Source organism: Pseudomonas sp. TS_SC_3 (assembly GCF_056156225.1).
Genome location: NZ_CM149586.1, coordinates 3,234,141 through 3,256,732 on the forward strand (window position 1 = coordinate 3,234,141; position 22,592 = coordinate 3,256,732).

The window sequence follows — 22,592 nt, forward strand, 5'->3', positions numbered from 1 at the left end:
AGCGAAAACACAACGCCCCGGGCTAGGCCGGGGCGTCGAGTATAACGGCAGCGTTGCGCTGAAACTGAATCAGTTCCAGCCAGCGCGATCCATCAACATGGTCGCTTCGGCCTGACGCTTGCCTGCAACTTCGGTGGCGATGGTATCAGCCTTGAAAGTACCCCAGGCAGCCACTTCGGCAGAAGGCTCTACGGCCGGGTTGGCGGGGAACTCTTGGTTAACGCCAGCGAAGATGGTTTGCGCTTCGGCCGTGGTCATCCACTCCAGCAGTTTCTTGGCTTGTGCAGCATTTGGCGCGTGCTTGGTCACACCAGCACCGGCGAGGTTGACGTGCACGCCACGGTCATTCTGGTTAGGCCAGAATGGCTTCACTTTCAGATCCGGCTGCTGCTGGTGCAGGCGGCCGTAATAGTAGGTGTTGGTGATGCCGACGTCGCACTGACCGGCGTCGATGGCCTGCAGCAGCGCGGTGTCATCAGCGAATACGTCGGTGGCCAGGTTGTTGACCCAGCCTTTGACGATTTCTTCGGTCTTGGCCGCGCCATGGGTTTCGATCAGGGTGGCGGTCAGGGACTGGTTGTAGACCTTTTTGCTGGTACGCAGGCACAGGCGGCCTTCCCAGTTCGCATCGGCCAGGGCTTCGTAAGTGCTCAACTCGCTCGGCTTAACCCGCTCGGTGGAGTAGAAGATGGTCCGTGCACGCAGCGACAGGCCGGTCCAGCTGTCGGTGCTGGAACGATACTGAGCCGGGATATTGGCGGCGATCACATCGGATTTAGTTGGCTGCAGCACGCCTTCCTGCTCGGCTTGCCAGAGGTTGCCGGCATCCACGGTAATCAGCAGATCCGCCGGCGTGTTAGCCCCTTCGGCTTTTAGGCGGGCGATCAGCGGCGCTTCCTTGTCGGTGATGAACTTGACCTTGACCCCAGTCTTGGCGGTGTAGGCATCGAACACCGGCTTGATCAGCTCGTCGATACGCGAGGAATAAACCACCACTTCATCAGCGGCTTGCACTGTACCGGCTAACGCCGTGAGAGAAAGTGCGGCTAACAGACGCTTACTTACCTGCATGTAGACAGCCTCTTGATATAGACGAGTAAAGTTGCCAAATAGTAGTGAATGGCATTTAGTTTCTCAACTCGTTATCCGCGCAAACCTGTAACAAGCGCCTTCAAACCCTCCTCTGCTGGCGAGGGTTTGAAGTAAAGAGGCCGCAACCGAATGTGCCGCGGCAAATCGGCGCTCAGCCTCAAGCCACCGCTTGCTCTGCGGCGAGGGCCTTGGCCTGCTCGCGCAGCACAAACTTCTGCACCTTGCCGGTGCTGGTTTTCGGCAGGCTGGTAAACACCACGCAACCCGGCACCTTGAAGCGCGCCAGACGCTGCTGACAGAAGGCAATCACCTCCTCCGTGGCCAGCTCGGCGCCGGGCTTGAGGGTGACAAAAGCGCAGGGCGTCTCGCCCCATTTGGCGTGAGCCATGGCCACCACAGCCGCTTCCAAAATCAGTGGGTGGCGATACAGCACGTCCTCCACCTCAATCGAGGAAATATTCTCACCGCCGGAAATGATGATGTCCTTGCTGCGGTCCTTGATCTCCACATAACCGTCGGCATGCCACACGGCCAAGTCGCCGGAGTGGAACCAACCGCCGGCAAAGGCTTCGGCGGTGGCTGAGGGGTTTTTCAGGTAGCCCTTCATCACCACGTTGCCGCGCATCATGATTTCGCCGATGGTCTGGCCGTCTTTCGGCACCGGCTGCAGGGTATCGGGGTCGGCGACCATCAGGCCGTCGAGCAACGGCGCGCGCACACCCTGACGGGATTTGAGCCGCGCGCGCTGCTCAGGGGTTTCGCTGTCCCACTCGCTTTTCCACTCGCAGGCCACGCTGGGACCGTAGGTTTCGGTCAAGCCGTAGACGTGGGTAACGCGGAACTCCAGGGCTTCCATGGCTTCGATCACCGCCGCCGGTGGTGCGGCGCCGGCGGTGAGCACTTTGACCGGCTGGGTTTTCAGTGCTTTCAGCGCTTCATCGGCGTTGGCCAGCATATTCAGCACGATGGGTGCACCACAGAAGTGGTCAACACCATGCTCGGCAATCAACGGGTAGATGGCCTCGGCGCGCACATGGCGCAGGCACACATTAACCCCCACATAGGCCGCCAGCGCCCAGGGGAAACACCAGCCGTTGCAGTGGAACATCGGCAACGTCCACAGGTACACCGGGAAGCGGCTCATGTCCCAGCACATGGCGTTGGACAGCGCATTCAGGTGCGCGCCACGGTGGTGATAAACAACGCCCTTGGGATTACCGGTGGTGCCCGAGGTGTAATTAAGGGAGATCGCCTGCCACTCATCGGCCGGCAACTGCCAGGCATAATCAGGATCGCCTTCGGCGAGCAGCGCCTCGTAATCCAGCTGACCGATCAGCAGACCCTCGGCATATTCCGGGTCGTCGATGCCAATCACCAGTGGCGGTTGCGGCAAATGGCCGACCACGCGCTGGGCCAGCTCACCAAACTCCTTGTCCACCAGCAGCACCTTGGCTTCGCCGTGCTGCAGGATAAACGCGATGGCTTCGGCATCCAGACGGGTGTTGATGGCATTCAGCACCGCACCGCACATCGGCACACCAAAATGCGCTTCAAACATCGCCGGACCGTTGGGCGCGATCACCGCCACTGTATCGCCCAAACCGATGCCGCGCTCGGCCAAGGCCGAGGCCAAACGAATACTGCGGCTATAGGTTTCGCCCCAGGTCTGCCGCAGGCTGCCGTTAATCAGCGCCAGGCGCTGCGGGTAGACGCTGGCGGCGCGCTCAAGAAAGCTCAGCGGGCTGAGCGCTTGAAAGTTCGCCGCATCGCGCGGCATGCCGTATTCGTAAGGATTAACGCTGTGCATTGTTGTTCTCCAGCAGGACCTTGGGCTGGAGAAACCATATCAGTGGCAGGGTTTTAAGGATGCGCTACCTTGGTCGAAACCGTGACTTGCAAGTCAGCAATCACGTCAGCATAGGCATTCAAACGCCATGCTGAGCACTTGATGCGGCGCAATCGCCGTCCTAGAGCGCTCCGCCAGCACGACAAGCCGTCACAGCCTCATCTGCGCTTGTCTACAAGTCATTTTTTGAAGGAGTGATCGAGTGACCTCACGCTTACCTGTGATCGTTGGTTTTGGTGGCTATAACGCAGCCGGGCGCAGCTCCTTCCACCATGGCTTCCGTCGCACCGTGATCGAGTCGATGGACACAGCCGCGCGCCAACAAACGCTGGCGGGCCTGGCAGTGATGATGAAGCTGGTCACTGCCGTCGATGGGCATTATCAGGATGACCAAGGCGCCGTGTTGAGCCTGGCCGAGATCGACAGCCGCTTCGCCGAGCAGATTCTCGCCTCGACCTTGGTGCGCCGTATCGAGAAGCAGCACCTGGATGTCGACGCCGCGCACTGGCAGAAGACCATCGACATCAGCGCCACCGCCGGTCAGCCGCTGAGCTTTATCACCCTGCGCAAGCACCTGCCCGAGCCGCTGCCGAGCGACTGGACAGTGGACGAGTTGAACGCCAGCGAAGTGCTGGTGACCCTGCACGACAACTGCGAATTCAAGGTCGACAGCTACCGCGCCCTGCCGGTGAAATCCGCTGGCCAACTGCCCACCGGTTTCGAACCGAGCGAGCTGTACAACGCGCGCTTTCACCCGCGCGGCCTGGCCATGACCATCGTCGGCGTTACCGATGCCCTGCGCGCCACCGGTATCGAGTGGCAAACCATCATGCAGCACGTGGCCCCCGATGAAGTCGCGGTGTTTGCCGGTAGCGTCATGAGCCAGCTGGATGAAAACGGCTTCGGCGGCCTGATGCAGTCGCGCCTCAAGGGCGGCCGTGTCACCGCCAAGCAGTTGGCGCTGGGCCTCAACACCATGCCGGCGGATTTTATCAACGCCTACGTGCTGGGCAGCGTCGGCACCACCGGCAGCGTCACCGGAGCCTGCGCCACCTTCCTTTACAACCTGCAAAAAGGCATCGAGCTGATCGGTGCCGGCAAAGCGCGGGTAGTAATAGTCGGCAATAGCGAAGCGCCGATCACGCAGGAATGCATCGAGGGTTACGGCGCCATGGGCGCGCTGGCCACCGAAGACGGCCTACGCCAGATCGAAGGCAACGAGACCGTTGATTTCCGCCGCGCCAGCCGCCCGTTTGGTCAGAACTGCGGCTTCACCCTGGCCGAGGCCTGCCAGTTCGTGGTGCTGATGGATGACGAACTGGCGCTGGAGTTGGGCGCAGACATCCACGGCGCGGTGCCGGATGTATTTATCAACGCCGACGGCTTCAAAAAATCCATTTCCGCCCCCGGCCCCGGCAACTACCTGACCGTGGCCAAAGCCGTGGCCAGCGCCGTGCAACTGCTGGGCATTGATGCAGTGCGCGAACGCAGCTTCGTCCATGCCCACGGCTCCAGCACCCCGGCCAACCGGGTGACCGAATCGGAAATACTCGACCGCGTGGCAGCCGCCTTCGCCATCGAACAATGGCCGGTGACCGCCGTAAAAGCCTTTGTCGGCCACTCATTGGCCAGCGCCAGCGGTGATCAGCTGATCTCGGCCCTGGGCAGCTTCAAGTACGGGATTATTCCGGGGCTGAAGACCATCGACGCCGTGGCCGACGACGTGCACCAACAACACCTGAGCTTTGCCACCACTGACCGCACCCGCGCACCCGAACAACTGGACCTGTGCGTGATCAACTCCAAGGGCTTTGGCGGCAACAACGCCAGCGCCCTGCTGCTCGCCCCGCACGTGGCCGAACGCATGCTGCGCAAACGCCATGGCGAAACGGCCTTTGCCGCCTACCTGCAGCGCCGCGAAGCCACGCGCACTGCCGCTCAGGCGTACGATGCGCAAGCGCTGCTCGGCGAGTTGGGGATCATCTACAACTTCGGCCAGGACATGATCGACGATCAGCAAATCGAGATCAGCGCCGAACAGATCAGCGTGCCGGGCTTCGCCCAGCCGCTGATGTTCAAGAAGGATGAGCGTTACAGCGATATGCTCGGCTGAGTGAGCGGCGGGTGGATGTAGGCGACGACATCCACCCTACTCGCGTCGGCCTTCGCCGCTAAAACGCCTCCCACGAGGTGACGCTGGCGTGCGCGGCGGTCTGTGAGAGGGGCTTTAGCCGCGACGGGGCCAGCAAGGTCGCGGCTGGCTCGCCTCTCAGTCCAAGGCGCGGGCCAGCTGAATCAGCTCGGCGCGCCAGGCGGCGGCCGCTGGCAGCGCAAGAAAATACGGATTGAGCAAGGACTCGCGCGCCTCATAGGTCAGCGCCTCGCCCTTGAGCGTCAGCACTTCACCACCGGCACCTTCCAGCACGCCCTGCGCAGCGGCGGTATCCCACTGCGAGGTCGGCGCCAAACGCGGGTAGCAATCGGCATTGCCTTCAGCCAGCTGGCAGAACTTCAGCGAGCTGCCGACATTGGCCAGTTGCAGATCACCAAAACGCTCGCTCAAGCCGGTCAACAACGCTTCCTGCGCTGGGCTGGAGTGACGGCGGCTGGCCACCAGAGTAAAGGCCTCCTGTGGGGCCAGACGCACACGAATCGGCTCAGCCTTGCCCGCCGCATCAGCGCGCCAAGCACCAAGACCGGCACCGCCGTAATAACACTGACCGGTGGCCGGAATGCCCACCACGCCAAACACCACGCGACCCTGTTCGATCAACGCGACGTTGACGGTGAACTCTTCGGAGCCAGCGATAAATTCCTTGGTGCCATCCAGCGGATCAACCAGCCACCAGCGCGACCACTGCGTACGGGTGCTCAGGGCAATATCGGCCGCCTCTTCGGACAGCACCGGAATGTCAGCCGCCAAGGCCAGCAGGCCGTCATTAAGAATATGGTGCGCGGCCATGTCGGCAGCCGTGACCGGCGACGCATCGGCTTTTTCATTCACCGTCACATCGGCGCGCCAATGCGGCAATGTTGCCGCGCCAGCCTGGCGCACCAGTTCAATCACAGCGGGAATAAGGGGATGGGGCATGGTTTGGCTCATGGCTTGGCTCATCCCTTGAAAACCCCACGCTGAGTCAGTACATCGCGGGCCAGGTAAAGCGCAGCGAGGGCGCGACCTTCGGTGAATTGTGGGTGTTGGATCAGGCTCGACAGCTCGCGCAGGCTGGTCTGGTCGACGCGCATCGGCTCCGGCTCATCGCCCGGCAGGCGTTCTTCATAGAGATCCGAGGCCAGCACCACCTGAATTTTCTGGCTCATATAACCCGGTGACAGGCTCAGCTCGGCCAGCAACTCAAGCTTGTGCGCACCAAAGCCGGCTTCTTCTTTCAGCTCGCGGTTGGCCGCGTCCAGCACGTCCTCACCCGGCTCGATCAGCCCTTTGGGTAGCGACAGCTGATAGTCATCGGTGCCGCCGCAGTATTCCTCGACCAGCAGCGCATGCTCGGCATCGACCATCGCCACCACCATCACCGCGCCATAGCCGGAACCCTTGCCCACCAGCCGCTCGTAGGTGCGTTCCACGCCGTTGCTGAAGCGCAGTTGCAGCTCCTCAACGCGGAACAGGCGGCTGCTGGCGACAATTTCGCGAGCGAGTACGGTGGGTTTCTGACGCATGGGGCGGCTCCTGGGCAGGACATAGCGGGTTATCATAGCGCGGCTTTTCCTATTATCTGCGTAGGAGATTGCGCGATCACGACGCCTGCGGCGCAAATCGCGACCGCCTGCGCATCTACCAGAAGAACTGCGCATGCCTGCCTTGCCCTGGAACGCCATCGACACCGTCCTGCTGGATATGGACGGCACCCTGCTCGACCTGCACTTCGACAACCACTTCTGGTTGCAGCACCTGCCGCAGCGCTATGCCGAGCACCACGGTGTCAGCCGCGCGCTGGCCGAAGCCGAACTGCTGCCGCTGTTTCGCGAGCACGCCGGCACGCTCAACTGGTACTGCACGGATTTCTGGAGCCGCGAGCTGAACCTGTCGATCCGCGACCTCAAGCGCGAAGTCGCGCACCTGATCGCCCTGCGCCCGGACGCTGACACCTTTATCCAAGCGCTGCGCCAGGCCGGTAAGCAGGTGGTCATGATCACCAACGCGCACCGCGATTCGCTGTCGTTAAAGCTGGAACGCATCGAACTGGCGCCCTACTTCGACCGGCTGATCAGCTCCCACGACTATGGCTTCCCCAAGGAAGACCAGCAGTTCTGGCACGCCCTGCAGCAGGACATCAGCTTCGATCCGGCGCGCAGCCTGTTTATCGATGACAGCCTGCCGATCCTGCGCAGCGCCGGACGCTTTGGCATCGGCCACCTGCTTGCCGTGCGCCAGCCGGACAGTCAGGCGGGGCCGAAAGACACCGAGGAATTTGCAGCCGTCGAGGACTACCGCGCACTGGTGCAAGGGCTTTAACCTCACACCCGTTGGCCGCCCCAGGACGTTGAGGATGCATCATGGATATCAAACAGCTGAAGTTCCTCATCGCCCTGGATGAAACCCGCCACTTCGGCCAGGCCGCCGCGCGTTGCCACATCACCCAGCCAACCCTGTCGATGCGCTTGCGTCAGTTGGAGGACGAACTGGGGCTGGAGCTGGTGCGCCGTGGCCAACGCTTCGAAGGGTTCAGTGCCGAGGGCGAGCGTATTCTGGCCTGGGCGCGCAGCCTGATGGCCGCACATGACGGGCTGTATGCCGAAGCAGCAGCCTGCCGTGGGCAACTGGTCGGCACCTTGCGTTTGGGCGTGGTGCCACTGGCCGGTTTCGATCCCATGCGCCTGGTGCAGTTTTTCGCTGAGCAGCATGCCGGGCTGCGCTTTCAGTTGTTTGCCCTGAGCAGCGAGGAAATACTCGAACGCCTGGGGCGCAATCAGCTCGACCTTGGCCTGTCCTATCTCGACCGCCTCAACCCGGAACATTTCGACAGCCTGGAGCTGGCGGAAACGCGCATGGGCTTGCTACATGACCGTCGACATTTTCAGTTCACCGACCCGGCGCTGCGCTGGGAAAGCCTGATTGACCTGCCGCTGGGCCTGCTCTCGGCCGGTATGCATTTTCGCCAGTCCATCGACCACAGCTTCCGCTCCCGTGGCCTGACGCCCAGCCCACGGTTGGAAACCGATGCCGTGCATCAACTGCTGCAAGCGGTCAGCGCCGGGCTGTGTTGCGCGATCATGCCGCTCAACGGCGGCCTGGCCGAGTTCACAGAACACCTTGCTTTAACGCCGATTGAAGACGCCCACACCCTCGCCCCGCTGAGCCTGATCCTGCGCCGCAGCGCGCCGCGCTCAGCCCTGGCCGAGGCCTGCTTTGCCGAAGCGCACAAACTTTTACCAGGCGCGACTGGCTGAAAGGCCCAGGCTTTAAGCCTTGATAGATGCTGTCGATCACTAGATCGGCAACAGCGATTAGACGCACCCGTTAGAGCGGCCTAGGCTGGCGCTATTGCCTCGCTGCCGGGAAGCCTGCTCATGCCACGTCACGCCCCGACCATCGCTAAAGATTCCGCTCCGATACTGCTGCCAGCGCCCACTTACAGCTACATCGAACTGGCGGACGCACAACAGGATGGCGCTGCCGCGCTGGCCAGCGAAACGGCGCTGGCGATCAGCTACAACGGCATCAGCCACAGCGTGATGATGGTCTCGCCCAGCGACCTTGAAGACTTTATCTACGGCTTCAGCCTCAGCGCCGGCCTGATCGACAGCTTCGATGAGGTCTACGATATTTGCCTGCAACAGCACGACAGCGCCATCAGCGCCGAGGTGCAGGTCAGCAACCGCGCCTTCTGGGCGCTCAAGCAGCAGCGGCGCACCCTGGCAGGTAACAGCGGCTGCGGACTGTGCGGGGTGGAGGCGCTGGAACAAGCGCTGCCGCAATTGCAAAGCCTCACGCCCAGTCCGCTACCAGCAGCCGCCCATCTGCAAGGTTTGCGCACGCGGATTCAGGCCGTGCAAACCATGGCCAGGCACAGCGGTGCGGTACACGCCGCGCTGTTTGTGGATACAAATGGGGCCATCCAGCTCTGCCGCGAAGACATCGGTCGGCATAACGCCCTCGACAAGCTGCTTGGAGCCCTGCAACGGAACGCTGAAGACCCGCGTCAGGGCTTTGCCGTGGTCACCAGCCGCTGCAGCCTGGAACTGATCCACAAGGCCTTGCGCGCCGGCATCAGTACGTTAGTCAGCCTGTCCGCGCCGACCACCCTGAGCGTGCAGTGGGCACGCCAGCACAACCTCAATCTGATTCACTTGCCCCAGCACAGCGCGCCACGGGTTTACAGCCCGGCCGCGCCCGGAGTCGTCCAGCCATGAGCCTGCAACCGATCAAGCCACGCTATAAACCTTACACCGGCGCTGCCGCTGGCTGGGGCGCGCTGCGCAGCGTGACGCACTTCTGGCTGGACAGTAAGCAACCCTTCAAAAACCTGCGTGCCCTGCTCAAAACCAACCAGCACGGCGGCTTCGACTGCCCCGGCTGCGCCTGGGGTGATTCACCGGAAGACGGCCACATCAAGTTCTGCGAGAACGGCGCCAAAGCGGTCAACTGGGAAGCCACCAAACGCCGGGTGGACGCGGCTTTCTTCGCCCGCTACAGCGTCAGCCAACTGCGCGAGCAAAGCGATTACTGGCTGGAATACCAGGGCCGCCTGACCGAACCGATGCGCTATGACGCCGCCAGCGATCACTACCAAGCGATCAGTTGGGACGCCGCCTTTGCCCTGATCGCCGAACATCTGAACCAGCTGGAAAGTCCCAATCAGGCCGAGTTCTACACCTCCGGCCGCGCCAGCAACGAAGCGGCCTACCTGTATCAGCTGTTCGTCCGCGCCTTTGGCAGCAACAACTTCCCCGACTGCTCGAACATGTGCCACGAAGCCAGCGGCGTGGCCCTCGGCCAGAGCGTGGGCGTCGGCAAGGGCAGCGTGACCTTCGCCGATTTTGAGCACAGCGATGCGATCTTCGTGCTCGGGCAGAACCCCGGCACCAACCACCCGCGCATGCTTGAACCGCTGCGCGAGGCGGTCAAGCGCGGCGCGCAGGTGGTGTGTTTTAACCCACTGAAAGAGCGCGGCCTGGAGCGTTTTCAGCACCCGCAACATGCGCTGGAGATGCTCAGCAACGGCTCCGAACCGCTCAACACCGCGTTCTTCCGCCCGGCCTTGGGCGGCGATTTAGCCGCCCTGCGCGGCATGGCCAAGTTCCTCCTGCAATGGCACCGCGAAGCGCTGGCCCAAGGCGAACCGGCGGTGTTCGACCTGGCCTTTATTGCGGAACACACCCACGGCGTGGACGACTATTTAACGCTGCTGGATGCCAGCAGTTGGGATTCGCTGGTCGAGCAATCCGGCCTGAGCCTGAATGAGCTGAAGCATGCCGCCCTGCTCTACCGCCGCGCCGAGCGGGTGATCATCTGCTGGGCCATGGGCATCACCCAGCACCACAACTCGGTGGCGACCATTCAGGAAATCGTCAATCTGCAACTGCTGCGCGGCAACCTCGGCCGCCCCGGCGCCGGCCTGTGCCCGGTGCGCGGCCACAGCAACGTGCAGGGCGACCGCACCATGGGCATCAATGAGCGCCCGTCGGCGGCCTTTCTCGATGCGCTGGAGCAGCGCTTTAACTTCCAGGTGCCGCGCGCGCAGGGCCACAACACCGTCGAGGCGATCAACGCCATGCTCGATGGCCAGGCCACGGTGTTTATCGGTTTGGGTGGCAACTTTGCCCAAGCCACCCCGGACAGCCCGCGCAGCCATGCCGCGCTAAGCCGCTGCGCGCTGACCGTGCAAATCAGCACCAAGCTCAACCGCAGCCACCTGACCACCGGAGCCGACGCGCTGATTTTGCCGTGCCTCGGACGTACCGACATCGACCACCAAGCTGGCGGCCCACAGGCGGTAACCGTGGAAGACTCGTTCAGCATGATCCACGCTTCCTATGGCCAGCTCGAACCGCTGTCGGCGCAGATGCGTTCGGAGCCGGCGATCATTGCCGGTATCGCCAAGGCCACCCTGGGTAACCATCCGGTGGACTGGGACGCGCTGATTGCCGATTACCGGCGCATCCGCGAGCTGATTGCCGAGACCATTCCCGGTTTCAGTGACTTCAACCAGCGCCTGCAACACCCCGGGGGTTTCTATCTGGGTAACCCCGCCGCCGAGCGCCGCTGGCTGACCGCCAGCCACAAGGCCAACTTCAAAGCCAACCCGCTGCCCGCCGACCTGCTACCGCCGCAGGTGCGCAGCACCGGGCAAACGCCGGACCTGATCCTGCAGACCCTGCGCTCCCACGATCAGTACAACACCACCATCTATGGTCTGGATGACCGCTACCGTGGGGTCAAAGGTCAGCGCCAGGTGCTGTTCGTCAATGAAGCGGACATCCTTCGCCTGGGTTTTCAGCCGGGGCAGCAGGTCGATATCCAGTCCATTTGGGATGACGGCATCGAGCGCAAGGTTGCTGGCTTTACCCTGCTGGCTTTCGACATTCCAGCTGGCCAGGCCGCCGCCTACTACCCGGAGGCCAACCCCCTGGTGCCGTTGCAGAGTTTCGGCACGGGCAGCTTTACCCCAACCTCGAAATACGTAGCCATCCGCTTGCAGACCCATCAGGCCACTGCGCGCATTCTTTAAGCGAATGTGTGGCGGCGATCACAGCGGCGACCAGCGGCAGGGAATTTTTCAGCGAAACGCCCTCTAAGACTGTGCGCGGATAAATCATCCTTTAAAAACAAAGGCCTAGGTCCGCACCCTGTTCAATCGAGAAGGTCTGCCGTATGCGTACATTATTTTCTGCGCTGGTATTCAGCGCCCTGGCTTCGCCCCTGGCCCTGGCGGGCGATACCGGCAAGGTCGCCATCGGCGGCGGTATTGGTGGTGCCCTGGGCAACGTAATCGGTCAACAAGTCGGTGGCAGCACCGGCGCGGCGATTGGTGCAGGCCTAGGTGGCGCGGCAGGTGGCGTCATTACCGCACGCGACGGTAACAAGACCGAAGCCGCATTGGGCGGCGGCCTGGGTGCAGCCGGTGGCTCGGTACTGGGTAACAAGGTCGGCGGCAGCACCGGTTCAACGATCGGCGCCGGCCTGGGCGGCGCAGCCGGTGGCGCGCTGGCCAATGAATACGCCGGCGGCAGCGAACGTGATCGCGGCCACTACAACGGCAAGAAACACAAGAAGCATAAAAAGCATAAACATCACTAAGTGCCGAGTGCTGACACCAAAAAGCCGCCTAACAGCGGCTTTTTGCTTTTGTGGCACGTGCTTTAACCGCTACTGCAGCCTATCGCTCGCCGCTAAAGCGCCGTCTACGCAGCTGGTTCCATCAGCAGCACCGTCAGGGCCGCGCGCAGGTTCTCGGGGATGCTTACCGGGCGGTTGCTGCTGCGGTCGACGAAGACGTGGACAAAGCGTCCGGCCGCACAAGCTTCGTCTTCATCGGCCTTGAACACGGCCAACTCGTACTGCACCGAACTGTTGCCCAGCTTGCCGACGCGCAGGCCGATCTCTATGCGTTCGGGGAAGGCGATGGAAGCGAAGTAGTCGCAGCTGGAGCTGACCACAAAACCGACCACCTCGCCGTGATGGATATCCAGGCCGCCAACTTCGATCAGGTAGGTGTTCACCGCACTGTCGAAGAAGCTGTAGTAGGTAACGTTGTTGACGTGACCGTAGACGTCATTGTCATGCCAGCGCGTGGTGATCGGCTGGAAATGCCGGTAATCGCTGCGCAGGTGCTGGGGTTGGCTCATCGGGAGTCCTTGAGGTTGGCGAAGCGGCTTAATAAGCCACCTGATAGATGGCCAGGGCATGGGCCTCGGTCATTTCCCGCGGGTTATTTACCAGCAGGCGCTGTTGCTGCATGGCATCGCGGGCCAGAGTCGGCAGCATGTCCTGCGGCACCCCGGCATCACGCAGGCGTGTCGGCAGGCCGCTGCGCACACTGAAATCGGCCAGTGCGCCAATAAACTGCTCGGTCTGCTGCAATACGCTGCCGGCGCGCAGCTGATCGCCCAGCACCAGCGGCGCCAACTCGGCATACAGCGGCGCGGCCGCATTGCCGTTGAAACCCAGCACATGCGGCAGCACCAGAGCATTGGACAGGCCGTGGGGAATATGGAAATGCCCGCCCAGCGGATAAGCCAGCGCATGCACCGCCGCCACCGGCGCGTTGGCAAACGCCTGGCCGGCCAGGCAGGAGCCCAGCAACATGGCCTGACGCGCCTCGCGGTTGCCGCCGTTGTGCACCACTTCATCCAGATTGGCTGCCAGCAGGCGCAACGCTTCGCGGGCCAGCAGGTCGGACAGCGGATTCTTTTTCAGCGCGCTGGTGTAGGCCTCGATGGCATGCACCATGGCATCGATACCGGTAGCGGCGGTGACCGCCGGCGGCAGGCCAAGGGTCAGCTCGGCATCGAGAAGCGCCAGGTCCGGCAGTAACAGCGGCGAGACCACGCCCATCTTGGTGGTTTCGCCGGTGGTGATAATGGAAATCTGCGTGACTTCCGAACCGGTGCCCGCGGTGGTCGGCACCAGAATCAGCGGCAGGCGCTGGCCTCGGGCATTGCCGACGCCGTAAATCTGCACCAGCTCCTGGCCGCACTCGGGATGGGCTAGCAGCGCCACCAGCTTGGCCACGTCCATCGAACTGCCGCCGCCAAAGCCAACGATCAGCTGTGCCTTAAGCGCCCGGGCCTGTTCCACCGCCGCCAGCAGAATCGCCTCGGGCGGGTCGGCGACCACCTGATCGAACACCTCGACCATCAGTTCGGCGCGGGCAAAGCCTGGCAGCACATCCGCCAGCAAGCCGAGCTTACTGATACCCGGATCGGTGACAATCAGCACCCGTTGCGCGCCGCGCTCGCGGCACAGCTCGGCCAAACGCTGGGAGGCGCCGATCTCGCACAAAATCTGCGCCGTGGTGGCAAAGCTAAAGGGCAGCATGGGGTGATCCTCTTGTTGTAATGATTGGCGCGCGCCGCAGCGTGGCTTGCACCCACGCTACGCGCTTCGGTCAGAAGGCGAAACTCGCCTCATCCATGGCCATCAGGCAGTCGGCACCGCCCAGCAGGGACTCGCGATGGGCGCTGGCACGTGGCAACACCCGGCGCAGGTAGAAGTCGGCGGACTGCAACTTGGCCTGGTAGAACGCGGCTTCGCCGCTGCCCGCCTCCAGGGCATCCTGCGCCCGCGCCGCCGCCTGCAGCCAGAAACCGGCCAGCAGCACATAAGCCGAATACTGGAGGAAATCCACCGACACCGCGCCGATCTCCTGCACATCGCGCTGACTGGCGGCAATCACTGCGCTGCTCAGCTCGCGCCATTCGCCCAGGCGCGCCTGCACGCTCTTGGCCATCTCGGCCAATGCCGGACGGCCAACCTGAGCGTCGCACAGCTCGCTGAACTCGGCCTGCAGCGCCGACAGTTCCGCACCGCCGTCACCGAGCACCTTGCGGCGGATATAGTCCAGCGCCTGAATGCCGTTGGTGCCCTCATACAACTGGGTAATGCGGCTGTCGCGCATCAGCTGCTCGATGCCCCATTCGCGGATAAAGCCGTGACCGCCATACACCTGCACCGCATGGCTGGCGACTTCCTGGCCCATATCGGTAAAGAAGGCTTTGACGATCGGAATCAGCAGCGCCGCGCGCTTGCGGGCGGCCTTGCGCGCGGCGGCGTCCGGGTGAGCGTGCTCCAGATCAAGCTGACGCGCGCAGTAGACAGCGAGCATGCGGCTGCCTTCGACCAGGCTCTTCTGGATCAGCAGCATGCGCCGCACATCGGGATGCACGATGATCGGATCAGCCGCCTTGCCCGGCTCCGCTGCCCCACTCAGGGCGCGCGACTGCAAACGCTCGCGGGCATAGCGCAGCGCACCCTGGAACGCCGCCTCGCCTATCCCTAAGCCCTGCAAACCGACCTGAAAGCGCGCGTCGTTCATCATGGTGAACATGCAGGCCAGGCCCTGGTTGGCCTCGCCGATCAGCCAGCCGGTGGCGCCGTCGAAGTTCATCACGCAGGTGGAGGCGCCCTTGATGCCCATCTTGTGCTCGATGGCACCGCAGGACAGCGCGTTGCGCTCACCCGGCGTACCATCGGCGGCGGCGATAAACTTCGGCACCAGCAGCAGGCTGATACCCTTCACCCCGGCTGGCGCGTCCGGCAGGCGCGCCAGCACCAGATGGATGATGTTTTCCGACAGGTTCTGCTCGCCGCCGCTGATAAAGATCTTGCTGCCGCTGACTTTGAAGCTGCCGTCCGCTTGCGGCTCGGCCTTGGTGCGCAGCAGGGCCAGATCGGTGCCGGCCTGCGGTTCGGTCAGGCACATGGTGCCGGTCCATTGGCCACTGACCAGCTTGTGCAAGTAGGTGTTTTTCAGCGACTCGCTGCCGTGTTTGTACAGCGCCAGCACCGCGCCTTCGGTGAGCCCGGAATACACGCGGAACGACAGCGAGGCGCCCATCAGCATCTCGTGAAAGTTGCACGCGAGCATCTGTGGCAGCGCCTGGCCGCCGTATTCGCTGGGCCCGGTCATACTCGCCCAGCCGTTATCGACATACTGCTGATAAGCCTCGGCGAAGCCGTCCGGCGTGCGCACCTGGCCTTCGCTCAGCTGGCAACCTTGCTCATCACTGTTGCGATTCAGCGGCGCCACCACCTCGGCGGCGTAACGCGCGCCCTCTTCCAGCACGCCGTCAATCAGCTCGCGATCAAGGCCGTTGCCGAGCAGCTGGCAGTGGTCGCTGATATCGAACAGCTCGTGCAGCACAAAGCGCATATCGCGCAGCGGAGCCTGATAACTCATACCCGGCCCTCCTGCACATCTGCGAGACGCTGGCCACTGTTGGCCAGCTTTTCAATCAGGTGTGCCGGCAGCCAGTGCTCACCGAACGCCGCCTGCAGCGCCTTCAAACGGTCATCAATCGCCGCCACACCCTGGCTATCCGCCCAGCTCATCGGCCCGCCTTTGTCGGCGGGGAAGCCGTAGCCGTTGAGGTAAACCAGATCGATGTCGTGGCTGTTGGCGGCGATATTCTCTTCGAGGATCTTCGCGCCCTCGTTCACCAGCGCCAGCAGGCAGCGTTCGCGGATTTCCTCGGGACCGATCTCGCGGCGGACAAAACCCAGCTGTTCGGATACCTGCAGCACCAAGGCATCCACTTCGGGATCATGCTCGGCCTGGCGGCTGCCTTCGGCGTAGCGGTAATAGCCCATGCGCGCCTTCTGGCCGAAACGACCAAGGCCGTACAGGCGGTTATCCACCTGCACTGCCGGATCATCCTGGCCCTTGCCGGCCAGCTCGCGGGCGCGCCATTCCAGGTCGATGCCGACCACGTCATACATACGGAACGGGCCCATGGCAAAACCAAAGCCCTGCAGCGCGGCGTCGACCTGATGCGGATAAGCGCCTTCGAGCAGCAGCATGCGCGCCTCGCGCACATAGGTGTGCAGCATGCGGTTGCCGATAAAACCGTCGCAGTTACCCGCCACCACGCTGACCTTGCCGATACGCTGACCCAGGGCCAGCGCCGCGTCCAATACCGCCGGCGCAGTCTTGGCGCCACGAACGATTTCCAGCAGCTTCATGATGTGCGCCGGGCTGAAGAAGTGCAGACCCAGTACCTGCTCAGGGCGCTTGGTCACGGCGGCAATGGCGTCGATATCCAGCGCCGAGGTGTTACTGGCGAGAATGGCGCCTGGCTTCAGGGTGGCGTCGAGCGTGCGGAAGATCTGCTGCTTGAGTTCAAGGTTCTCGTACACCGCCTCGATCACCAAATCAGCATCGGCCAGCGCGGCGTAGTCGCCCACCGGGGTGACGCAGGCCAGGCGCGCGGCCGACTGCTCGGCGCTGATCCGCCCCAGCTTGAGGTTGTGGGCATTGGTCTCGGCCACCACCTGCATGGCCTGCTCGAGCATCTGCGGGTTGTTGTCCAGCCACAGCACCTGAATACCGGCGTTGGCCAGGCTCATCACGATACCGCGACCCATGGTGCCCGCGCCGATCACGGCGGCCTGTCGAACCTCGAATGCCTTGCTCATGTCCACTCCTCTAATTAGTGCCGAACGAAATGCCTGTGCTGCAAAGAAAATTCGCCAGCCACCTTAAGCAAGGCGCTACTATTTTTGAAATTTAGTCTTGTGATAAGTCGTATTCAGCAGATGAATTTCTCTACCTTCGACCTCAACCTGCTGCGCGTGTTCGATGCACTGATGCGCGAGCAGAACGTTTCCCGCGCGGCCGAGCGCCTGGCCCTGAGCCAGCCGGCAGTCAGCAACGCACTGAATCGCCTGCGCGAACTGCTCGATGACCCGCTGCTGGTGCGGGTGGGCCGCAGCATGCAGCCCACGCCGCGCGCCCAGGCGTTGGAAACGCCGATCCGCGCGGCCCTGCAGCAACTGGAACAGAGTCTCAGTGCCGGCGACGTGTTCGATCCGGCCAGCAGCCGTCAGCACTTCAGCATCGCCGTCACCGACTATGTCGAGCTGATCTGCATGCCACGGCTGCTTGAACAACTCAGCCAGCAGGCACCCGGCATGCGCATCGACATCCGCCACCTGAGCCCCAGCCTGCCGGCCGAAGCGCTGGACAAAGGCGAGCTGGACCTGGTGCTGGGGCGTTTCGAGGACATCCCTGCGCGCTTTGCCCGCCAACACTGGATGAGCGAAACCCTGCAACTGGCGCTGCGCCGCGACCATCCCCTGGCCAGCCAGCCGATGGACCTGCCGACTTTTCTGCAGCTGCGTCATCTGTGGGTACACGGCGGTCAGACCCGCGGCATGGTCGACCAATGGCTGGGCGAACAGGGCCTGTGCAGGGAGATTCACTACACCACCCCCAATTACCTGCAGGCCGCGCATATCGTCGCCAGCAGTGAACTGGCTGCCGTGCTGCCGACCCAGCTGGCGCGCCACTTCGCCAGCTTACTGCCGCTGCAGTTGTTCGAGCTGCCGTTCGCCCTCGGCGCATTTCATTTGGAAATCGTCAGCCTGGCGCAGCGCCAGCGAGACCCGGCGCTGCACTGGCTGATTGAACAAATCAGCATCATTGGTCAGCCGCATTGAACAACGCGCTCACTCGCACCGCTAAATTGAACCGGCATAAAAAAGGCCGCTGCCAATCATTTAGATCGGCAGCGGCCCGGGAAAACGGTGAGGGAGGTTTAGAACGCGGCATCCCCAATTAACATGCCATGCACCACCATGTAGGTCTTGCGCCCGGACTGCAGGGTCAACGGATTGCGATCGGCAATCACCCAGCCTTTGGCCAGCAACTTGTCTATGTGGGCGCGCAGCTCTGGTAGGTAGCGTTGCTCCTGCTGAAGTGATTCCATTCTATTCATCCTCTAAAAGCGTTTTCTGTAACCCGAATCCGGCACGCCCGGCTGTTCATCCGTGAAACCGATCAGAAGCATAGCGGCTTAATGCAAATGCACAAAGTAGCAAGTGGCCACCTCGGTGTAGGCATAACCTGCCGCTTGGTCATGGCGAATGGCTTACCGTGATGTTGAGTTTAGACTGCTGTGGCCCTGGCATGAGTCACGCCGACCTGCGGTGAGCTGAACGCCAGGTAACCGTCCGCAACCTTGCCGTAACGCAGCAGCGCCAGGTCGAGCAGGTAATTTTGATAGAGCTTCCACGGCGCGCGATCACCCTGGCTGGGGATTTTATCGGCGGCACGCTTGATGTAGCCGGAAGCCAGACCAAGGAAGGGGGCGTCCTTAACCTGCCGCGCTGTGTCGCGCGGGGTGCACTGGCGCATACCTGTGGCGTCCATATGGTTGATCAGCCGGCAGTAGTATTCGCTGGAGAGGTCGGCCTTAAGCGTCCAGCTGGCATTGGTGTAACCCAGCACAACGGCGGCATTCGGCAGGTCGCGCAGCATGATGCCGCGATAGCCCATGCTCTTGGCCGCATCAAAGGTCACACCATCGACCGCCACCTGCATGCCGCCAAACAGCTGCAGCTCCAGGCCCGTGGCACTGATGATCACATCTGCGGGCAACTCCTCACCGGTTTTCAGGCGGATACCCTTGGCGGTAAAACCATCGATATGTTCGGTCACAACCGACGCCTTACCCTCACGCAACACCTTGAACAGATCACCCTCAGGCACCGCGCACACTCGTTCGTCCCAGGGGTTGTAGCGCGGGCTGAAGTGGCGCATGTCGAAATCTGCGCCGAGCTGGCGCTTAGCCAGGCGTAATAAGACCTTGCGCACCAAGCCGGGCCACGCCTTGGAGAGCTTATAAAAGCTCAACTGCATGGCCACATTACGGGTGCGCGCCAGACGATAGACCCAGGTTTCCGGCAAAAAACGCCGTAAGAAAGCGGAAATCGGATCGCCCTGCGGCAGGCTCACCACGTAGGTGGGCGAACGTTGCAGCATGGTCACGTGCTTGGCCTTTTCGGCCATGGCTGGCACCAGGGTGACGGCCGTGGCACCGCTGCCGATGACCACCACGTTTTTGCCGCTGTAATCGAAGTGTTCCGGCCACAGCTGCGGGTGAATAAATTCACCCTGAAACTGCTCGCGGCCTTTGAATTCAGGGGTGTAGCCCGCCTCATAGCGGTAATAGCCGGTGCACATCAATAGGTGCTGGCAGCTCAGTTTGACCGGCTCAAGCTCATCACCGCGCTGCACCTCTAGGGTCCAAGTGGCGTGCTCGCTGCACCAGTCGGCCTTGAGTACCTTGTGCTGATAACGGATATGTTCCTGGATACCGTTTTCCTGCGCCGTTTCCTCGATATAACGGCGGATCGACGGGCCGTCAGCAATCGCCAGCGGGTTGGTCCAGGGTTTGAAGTTGTAGCCGAGGGTGAACATGTCCGAATCGGAGCGGACGCCCGGATAACGGAACAGGTCCCAGGTGCCGCCCAGTGCTGCGCGGCCTTCGAGGATGGCGAAGCGTTTGCCCGGGCACTGCTTCATCAGGTGATACGCCGCACCGACGCCAGACAGGCCAGCGCCAATAATCAAGACATCCAGGTGTTCGACGGACATGGGCGCTCCTTAGGCTTCTTGTTATGCATCACTGGCCAATATGTGCCGGCCAGTGATGCCTGCCAGAGTCACCGTAAACCGCAGTTTTGTCATCCCATCTTCAGGCCATGAATGGGTAAAGATTGGGCAGGACGCTCCGCAGCCGCCTGTAGTCAGAAGGTGTTACGCAATACCACTTCGTTAAACGGCAACTTGCCGATGCGCGGCTTGGGCTCGAGGGTTTTCTTGCCGACCGCGACCATCAAGGCAATCACATGGTTATCCGGCAGGTTGATCAGTTTGGCCACGGCGTCGAAGTCAAAGCCGTCCATTGGGCAGGAGTCCAGGCCCTTGCCGCGTGCGGCGAGCATCAAGGTTTGCGCCATCAGGCCGCAGCTGCGCATGGTTTCATCGCGCTGCACTTGCGGTTTGTCGCGGTAGTAGGTGTCAATGGCGCCGGCCATGTAAGCCTGCACGTCCTCGGGCGCGCCGTCCCAGACGCGGCCGACGTTCTGCTGCCAGCTATCAAGCTGCGCGCACACCACCACCAGCATCGAGGCATCCGTCACCTGCGCCTGACCCCAAGCCACGTCACGCAATTGCTGACGCAGTGACGCATCACTGACCTCAACCAGACGCACGTGCTGCAGATTGAACGCCGATGGCGCGAGCAGGGCCAGTTGCAGCAGCTCGTCCTTCTCAGCGTCACTCAGGGTAAATGCCGGGTCATAGCCTTTAACGGCGCGGCGGCTACGAATGGCTTCGTCGATATGCATGTGGAGACCTTCACTACGGGGTTGGAAAGCCCTCATGCTAGGCACCCAAGCAAGGCAATGCCAAACGCCTTTACCGATAACAATGATCGACGCAAACGATTCTTGGCGGACGCCTGCTAAAATCGCGCCCTCGCCAAACTGATGATGCCCATGACCCCAGCCGCGCTTGCCACTCTTTACCAGCACCTGCTTGTCGCCCTCGATAATGCCCCCCAGGAAACCCGCCGCCTGCTTCACGGCCGTGGCCGCTGCTGGCCGGGGCTGGAGCAGATCACCGTGGACTGGCTGCAAGGCGTGCTGCTGGTGGCGCTGTTCAAGCCAGTGAGCGATGCCGAACTGGCCGCGCTGCAGCAGATGCTGCTCGACCTCGGCCAATCCGCCGCCTGGCAACAGAGCGGCGCGCATAGCCTGTTGCTGCAACAGCGCTATCTGCCGGAAAGCCCGACACAGTGGCTGCTCGGCGAGCCGGTAGAGCACTGGGATATCTGCGAACACGGCCTGCAGTACCGGCTCGATCTGGGCAAAAAGCAGAACACCGGCCTGTTCCTCGACATGCGCCATGGCCGTCAGTGGGTGCAGGCGCAGGCAGCGGGCAAGCGTATGCTCAATCTGTTTGCCTACACCTGCGGCTTCTCAGTAGCGGCGCTGGCCGGTGGCGCCACGCACGTGGTCAACCTGGACATGGCCAGGGCCGCGCTCAGCCGTGGTCGCGATAATCATCGGCTGAACCAGCATGACCTGAGCCAGGTGGTGTTTCTTGGCCACGACCTGTTCAAGTCCTGGGGCAAGGTGGCCAAGTACGGCCCTTATGATCTGATCATCATCGACCCACCGTCCTTCCAGCGCGGCAGCTTTGTGCTGAGCAAGGATTACCCCAAGGTGCTGCGCCGCCTGCCCGAGTTACTCAGTGCCGATGGCGTGGTACTGGCTTGCAGCAATGAACCGGAAATCGGCCCCGATTACCTAATCCAGGCCATGGCCAACGAAGCGCCCAGCCTGCTGTTTAGTGAGCGCCTGAGCAACCCCCCGGAATTCCCTGACAGCCAGCCGGACAGCGCGTTAAAGGCGTTGGTATTTCGCCAACGCTAGCGCCTGCCGGGGTGGCGGCATCTCGCAGCCGAGGTCGCTGAAGACTGGTCTACAGTTAGGCAACCTACCCTAACGAGATTACCGGTATGACACTCAGAACCCTTGGCTTTGCCCTGTCTGCCACCCTGCTCTTGGCCGGCTGCGCCAGCAACACGCAGGCACCATCGCAGTACTCTGGCTTCCTGAGTGATTACTCCCAGCTGCGACCGGCGCAATCGGCCAGCGGTGTGGCGGTGATGCGCTGGGTATCGCCAGGTTTTAAAGTCGAGAATTACAGCTCGGTACTGGTGGAAAAACCGCTGTTCTACCCTGCCGCCACTCCCAGCGCGCAGGTCAGCCAGCAAACGCTGGATGAGATCGCCAACTACCTGCAACAGGCCATACAGCTGGAATTAAGCGGACGACTGCGGATTGTCGAGCAAGCTGATCGAGACACCCTCGTGCTGCGCAGCGCAATCACCGCCGTCAACCTTTCACCTGAGGGGCTCAAGGTCTATGAAGTGATCCCGATTGCTCTGGTTGCTGCCGCAGCCAGCACTGCCGCCGGTACGCGCGACCTGAACACAGCGATTTTTATTGAGATCGAAGCCATCGACGGCAACAACAGCCAGCCGGTGGCTCGCGTAGTACGCAAGGGCCACGGCCTGAAACTGGAAAATGACAGCACCCAGCTACGCCTCAAAGACCTCAAACCCGCGCTGGATGAATGGGCCAAAGATGCCCGCGACTTCAAACCCTGAGGCCTAACGCTGC

Annotated in this window: 20 protein-coding genes; 9 read left to right on the forward strand and 11 right to left on the reverse strand. The window is 62.3% G+C overall.

The genetic code is table 11. From position 1 onward, the window contains the following. Positions 1 to 69 precede the first annotated feature (69 nt). Positions 70 to 1,071 (reverse strand): extracellular solute-binding protein, encoded by a 1,002-nt coding sequence (locus AC0J6G_RS15265; RefSeq protein WP_475249105.1) that lies wholly within the window; start codon positions 1,069 to 1,071, stop codon positions 70 to 72. A gap of 178 nt (positions 1,072 to 1,249) precedes the next feature. Next, positions 1,250 to 2,899 (reverse strand): acyl-CoA synthetase, encoded by a 1,650-nt coding sequence (locus tag AC0J6G_RS15270; RefSeq protein ID WP_475249107.1) that lies wholly within the window; start codon positions 2,897 to 2,899, stop codon positions 1,250 to 1,252. Between the two features lie 241 nt (positions 2,900 to 3,140). Here AC0J6G_RS15270 and AC0J6G_RS15275 point away from each other — a divergent pair, with 241 nt between their 5' ends. Further along, complete coding sequence (locus tag AC0J6G_RS15275) at positions 3,141 to 5,051, forward strand: beta-ketoacyl synthase (RefSeq protein ID WP_475249109.1); 1,911 nt, start codon at positions 3,141 to 3,143, stop codon at positions 5,049 to 5,051. 156 nt (positions 5,052 to 5,207) lie between these two features. Here AC0J6G_RS15275 and cysQ read toward each other — a convergent pair whose 3' ends face one another. Together cysQ and nudE are read right to left on the reverse strand one after the other, a co-directional pair. After that, positions 5,208 to 6,029, reverse strand: a complete 822-nt coding sequence (gene cysQ, locus AC0J6G_RS15280; RefSeq protein ID WP_475249111.1) for a 3'(2'),5'-bisphosphate nucleotidase CysQ — start codon at positions 6,027 to 6,029, stop codon at positions 5,208 to 5,210. Between the two features lie 20 nt (positions 6,030 to 6,049). Next, on the reverse strand, positions 6,050 to 6,616 hold the full coding sequence (gene nudE / locus AC0J6G_RS15285) for an ADP compounds hydrolase NudE (protein WP_475249113.1): 567 nt from the start codon (positions 6,614 to 6,616) through the stop codon (positions 6,050 to 6,052). A 133-nt stretch (positions 6,617 to 6,749) separates the two neighbouring features. On the opposite strand from nudE, the gene yrfG reads away from it, so the two are divergent. From yrfG to AC0J6G_RS15310, 5 genes are all read left to right on the forward strand, one after another. Further along, complete coding sequence (gene yrfG, locus AC0J6G_RS15290) at positions 6,750 to 7,412, forward strand: GMP/IMP nucleotidase (protein ID WP_475249115.1); 663 nt, start codon at positions 6,750 to 6,752, stop codon at positions 7,410 to 7,412. Positions 7,413 to 7,453: 41 nt separating this feature from the next. After that, the gene (locus AC0J6G_RS15295; protein WP_475249117.1) at positions 7,454 to 8,347 is read left to right on the forward strand and encodes a LysR family transcriptional regulator; all 894 of its coding nucleotides are present in this window, start codon (positions 7,454 to 7,456) and stop codon (positions 8,345 to 8,347) included. Positions 8,348 to 8,467: 120 nt separating this feature from the next. Next, on the forward strand, positions 8,468 to 9,310 hold the full coding sequence (gene fdhD / locus AC0J6G_RS15300; RefSeq protein WP_475249119.1) for a formate dehydrogenase accessory sulfurtransferase FdhD: 843 nt from the start codon (positions 8,468 to 8,470) through the stop codon (positions 9,308 to 9,310). After that, the gene (locus AC0J6G_RS15305; RefSeq protein WP_475249121.1) at positions 9,307 to 11,628 is read left to right on the forward strand and encodes an FdhF/YdeP family oxidoreductase; all 2,322 of its coding nucleotides are present in this window, start codon (positions 9,307 to 9,309) and stop codon (positions 11,626 to 11,628) included. The genes fdhD and AC0J6G_RS15305 overlap by 4 nt, the downstream gene beginning before the upstream one ends. Before the next feature lie 143 nt (positions 11,629 to 11,771). Further along, positions 11,772 to 12,197: a glycine zipper domain-containing protein gene (locus AC0J6G_RS15310; RefSeq protein WP_090250346.1), complete on the forward strand. Its 426-nt coding sequence runs from the start codon at positions 11,772 to 11,774 to the stop codon at positions 12,195 to 12,197. A 104-nt stretch (positions 12,198 to 12,301) separates the two neighbouring features. On the opposite strand, the gene AC0J6G_RS15315 is transcribed toward AC0J6G_RS15310, so the two are convergent. From AC0J6G_RS15315 to AC0J6G_RS15330, 4 genes are all read right to left on the reverse strand, one after another. Continuing rightward, positions 12,302 to 12,745 carry an acyl-CoA thioesterase gene (locus tag AC0J6G_RS15315; RefSeq protein WP_167143613.1) on the reverse strand — a complete coding sequence of 148 codons (444 nt, stop codon included), beginning with the start codon at positions 12,743 to 12,745 and terminating at the stop codon, positions 12,302 to 12,304. 28 nt (positions 12,746 to 12,773) lie between these two features. Then, positions 12,774 to 13,937: an iron-containing alcohol dehydrogenase gene (locus AC0J6G_RS15320; RefSeq protein WP_475249124.1), complete on the reverse strand. Its 1,164-nt coding sequence runs from the start codon at positions 13,935 to 13,937 to the stop codon at positions 12,774 to 12,776. A 70-nt stretch (positions 13,938 to 14,007) separates the two neighbouring features. Then, entirely contained in the window at positions 14,008 to 15,798 is a 1,791-nt protein-coding gene (locus AC0J6G_RS15325; RefSeq protein ID WP_475249126.1) for an acyl-CoA dehydrogenase C-terminal domain-containing protein, read from the reverse strand. Then, positions 15,795 to 17,033: a 3-hydroxyacyl-CoA dehydrogenase gene (locus AC0J6G_RS15330; RefSeq protein WP_475249128.1), complete on the reverse strand. Its 1,239-nt coding sequence runs from the start codon at positions 17,031 to 17,033 to the stop codon at positions 15,795 to 15,797. Before AC0J6G_RS15330 ends, AC0J6G_RS15325 begins: the two co-directional genes overlap by 4 nt. Before the next feature lie 120 nt (positions 17,034 to 17,153). Here AC0J6G_RS15330 and AC0J6G_RS15335 point away from each other — a divergent pair, with 120 nt between their 5' ends. Next, positions 17,154 to 18,056 (forward strand): LysR family transcriptional regulator, encoded by a 903-nt coding sequence (locus tag AC0J6G_RS15335; RefSeq protein WP_475249130.1) that lies wholly within the window; start codon positions 17,154 to 17,156, stop codon positions 18,054 to 18,056. Positions 18,057 to 18,154: 98 nt separating this feature from the next. On the opposite strand, the gene AC0J6G_RS15340 is transcribed toward AC0J6G_RS15335, so the two are convergent. The 3 genes from AC0J6G_RS15340 to AC0J6G_RS15350 all read right to left on the reverse strand — a co-directional run bounded on the left by AC0J6G_RS15340 (position 18,155) and on the right by AC0J6G_RS15350 (position 20,750). Next, positions 18,155 to 18,325 (reverse strand): hypothetical protein, encoded by a 171-nt coding sequence (locus AC0J6G_RS15340; protein ID WP_170048627.1) that lies wholly within the window; start codon positions 18,323 to 18,325, stop codon positions 18,155 to 18,157. A gap of 179 nt (positions 18,326 to 18,504) precedes the next feature. Further along, positions 18,505 to 19,995: a flavin-containing monooxygenase gene (locus AC0J6G_RS15345; RefSeq protein WP_475249133.1), complete on the reverse strand. Its 1,491-nt coding sequence runs from the start codon at positions 19,993 to 19,995 to the stop codon at positions 18,505 to 18,507. A 152-nt stretch (positions 19,996 to 20,147) separates the two neighbouring features. Continuing rightward, a complete protein-coding gene (locus AC0J6G_RS15350) occupies positions 20,148 to 20,750 on the reverse strand; it encodes a nitroreductase family protein (protein ID WP_475249135.1) in 603 nt (200 codons plus the stop codon). A gap of 150 nt (positions 20,751 to 20,900) precedes the next feature. Between AC0J6G_RS15350 and AC0J6G_RS15355 the strand changes: the two genes are divergently transcribed. Continuing rightward, complete coding sequence (locus AC0J6G_RS15355) at positions 20,901 to 21,839, forward strand: class I SAM-dependent methyltransferase (protein WP_475249137.1); 939 nt, start codon at positions 20,901 to 20,903, stop codon at positions 21,837 to 21,839. A gap of 86 nt (positions 21,840 to 21,925) precedes the next feature. Beyond that, positions 21,926 to 22,579 (forward strand): DUF3313 domain-containing protein, encoded by a 654-nt coding sequence (locus AC0J6G_RS15360; protein ID WP_475249139.1) that lies wholly within the window; start codon positions 21,926 to 21,928, stop codon positions 22,577 to 22,579. The last annotated feature ends 13 nt before the right edge of the window (positions 22,580 to 22,592 follow it).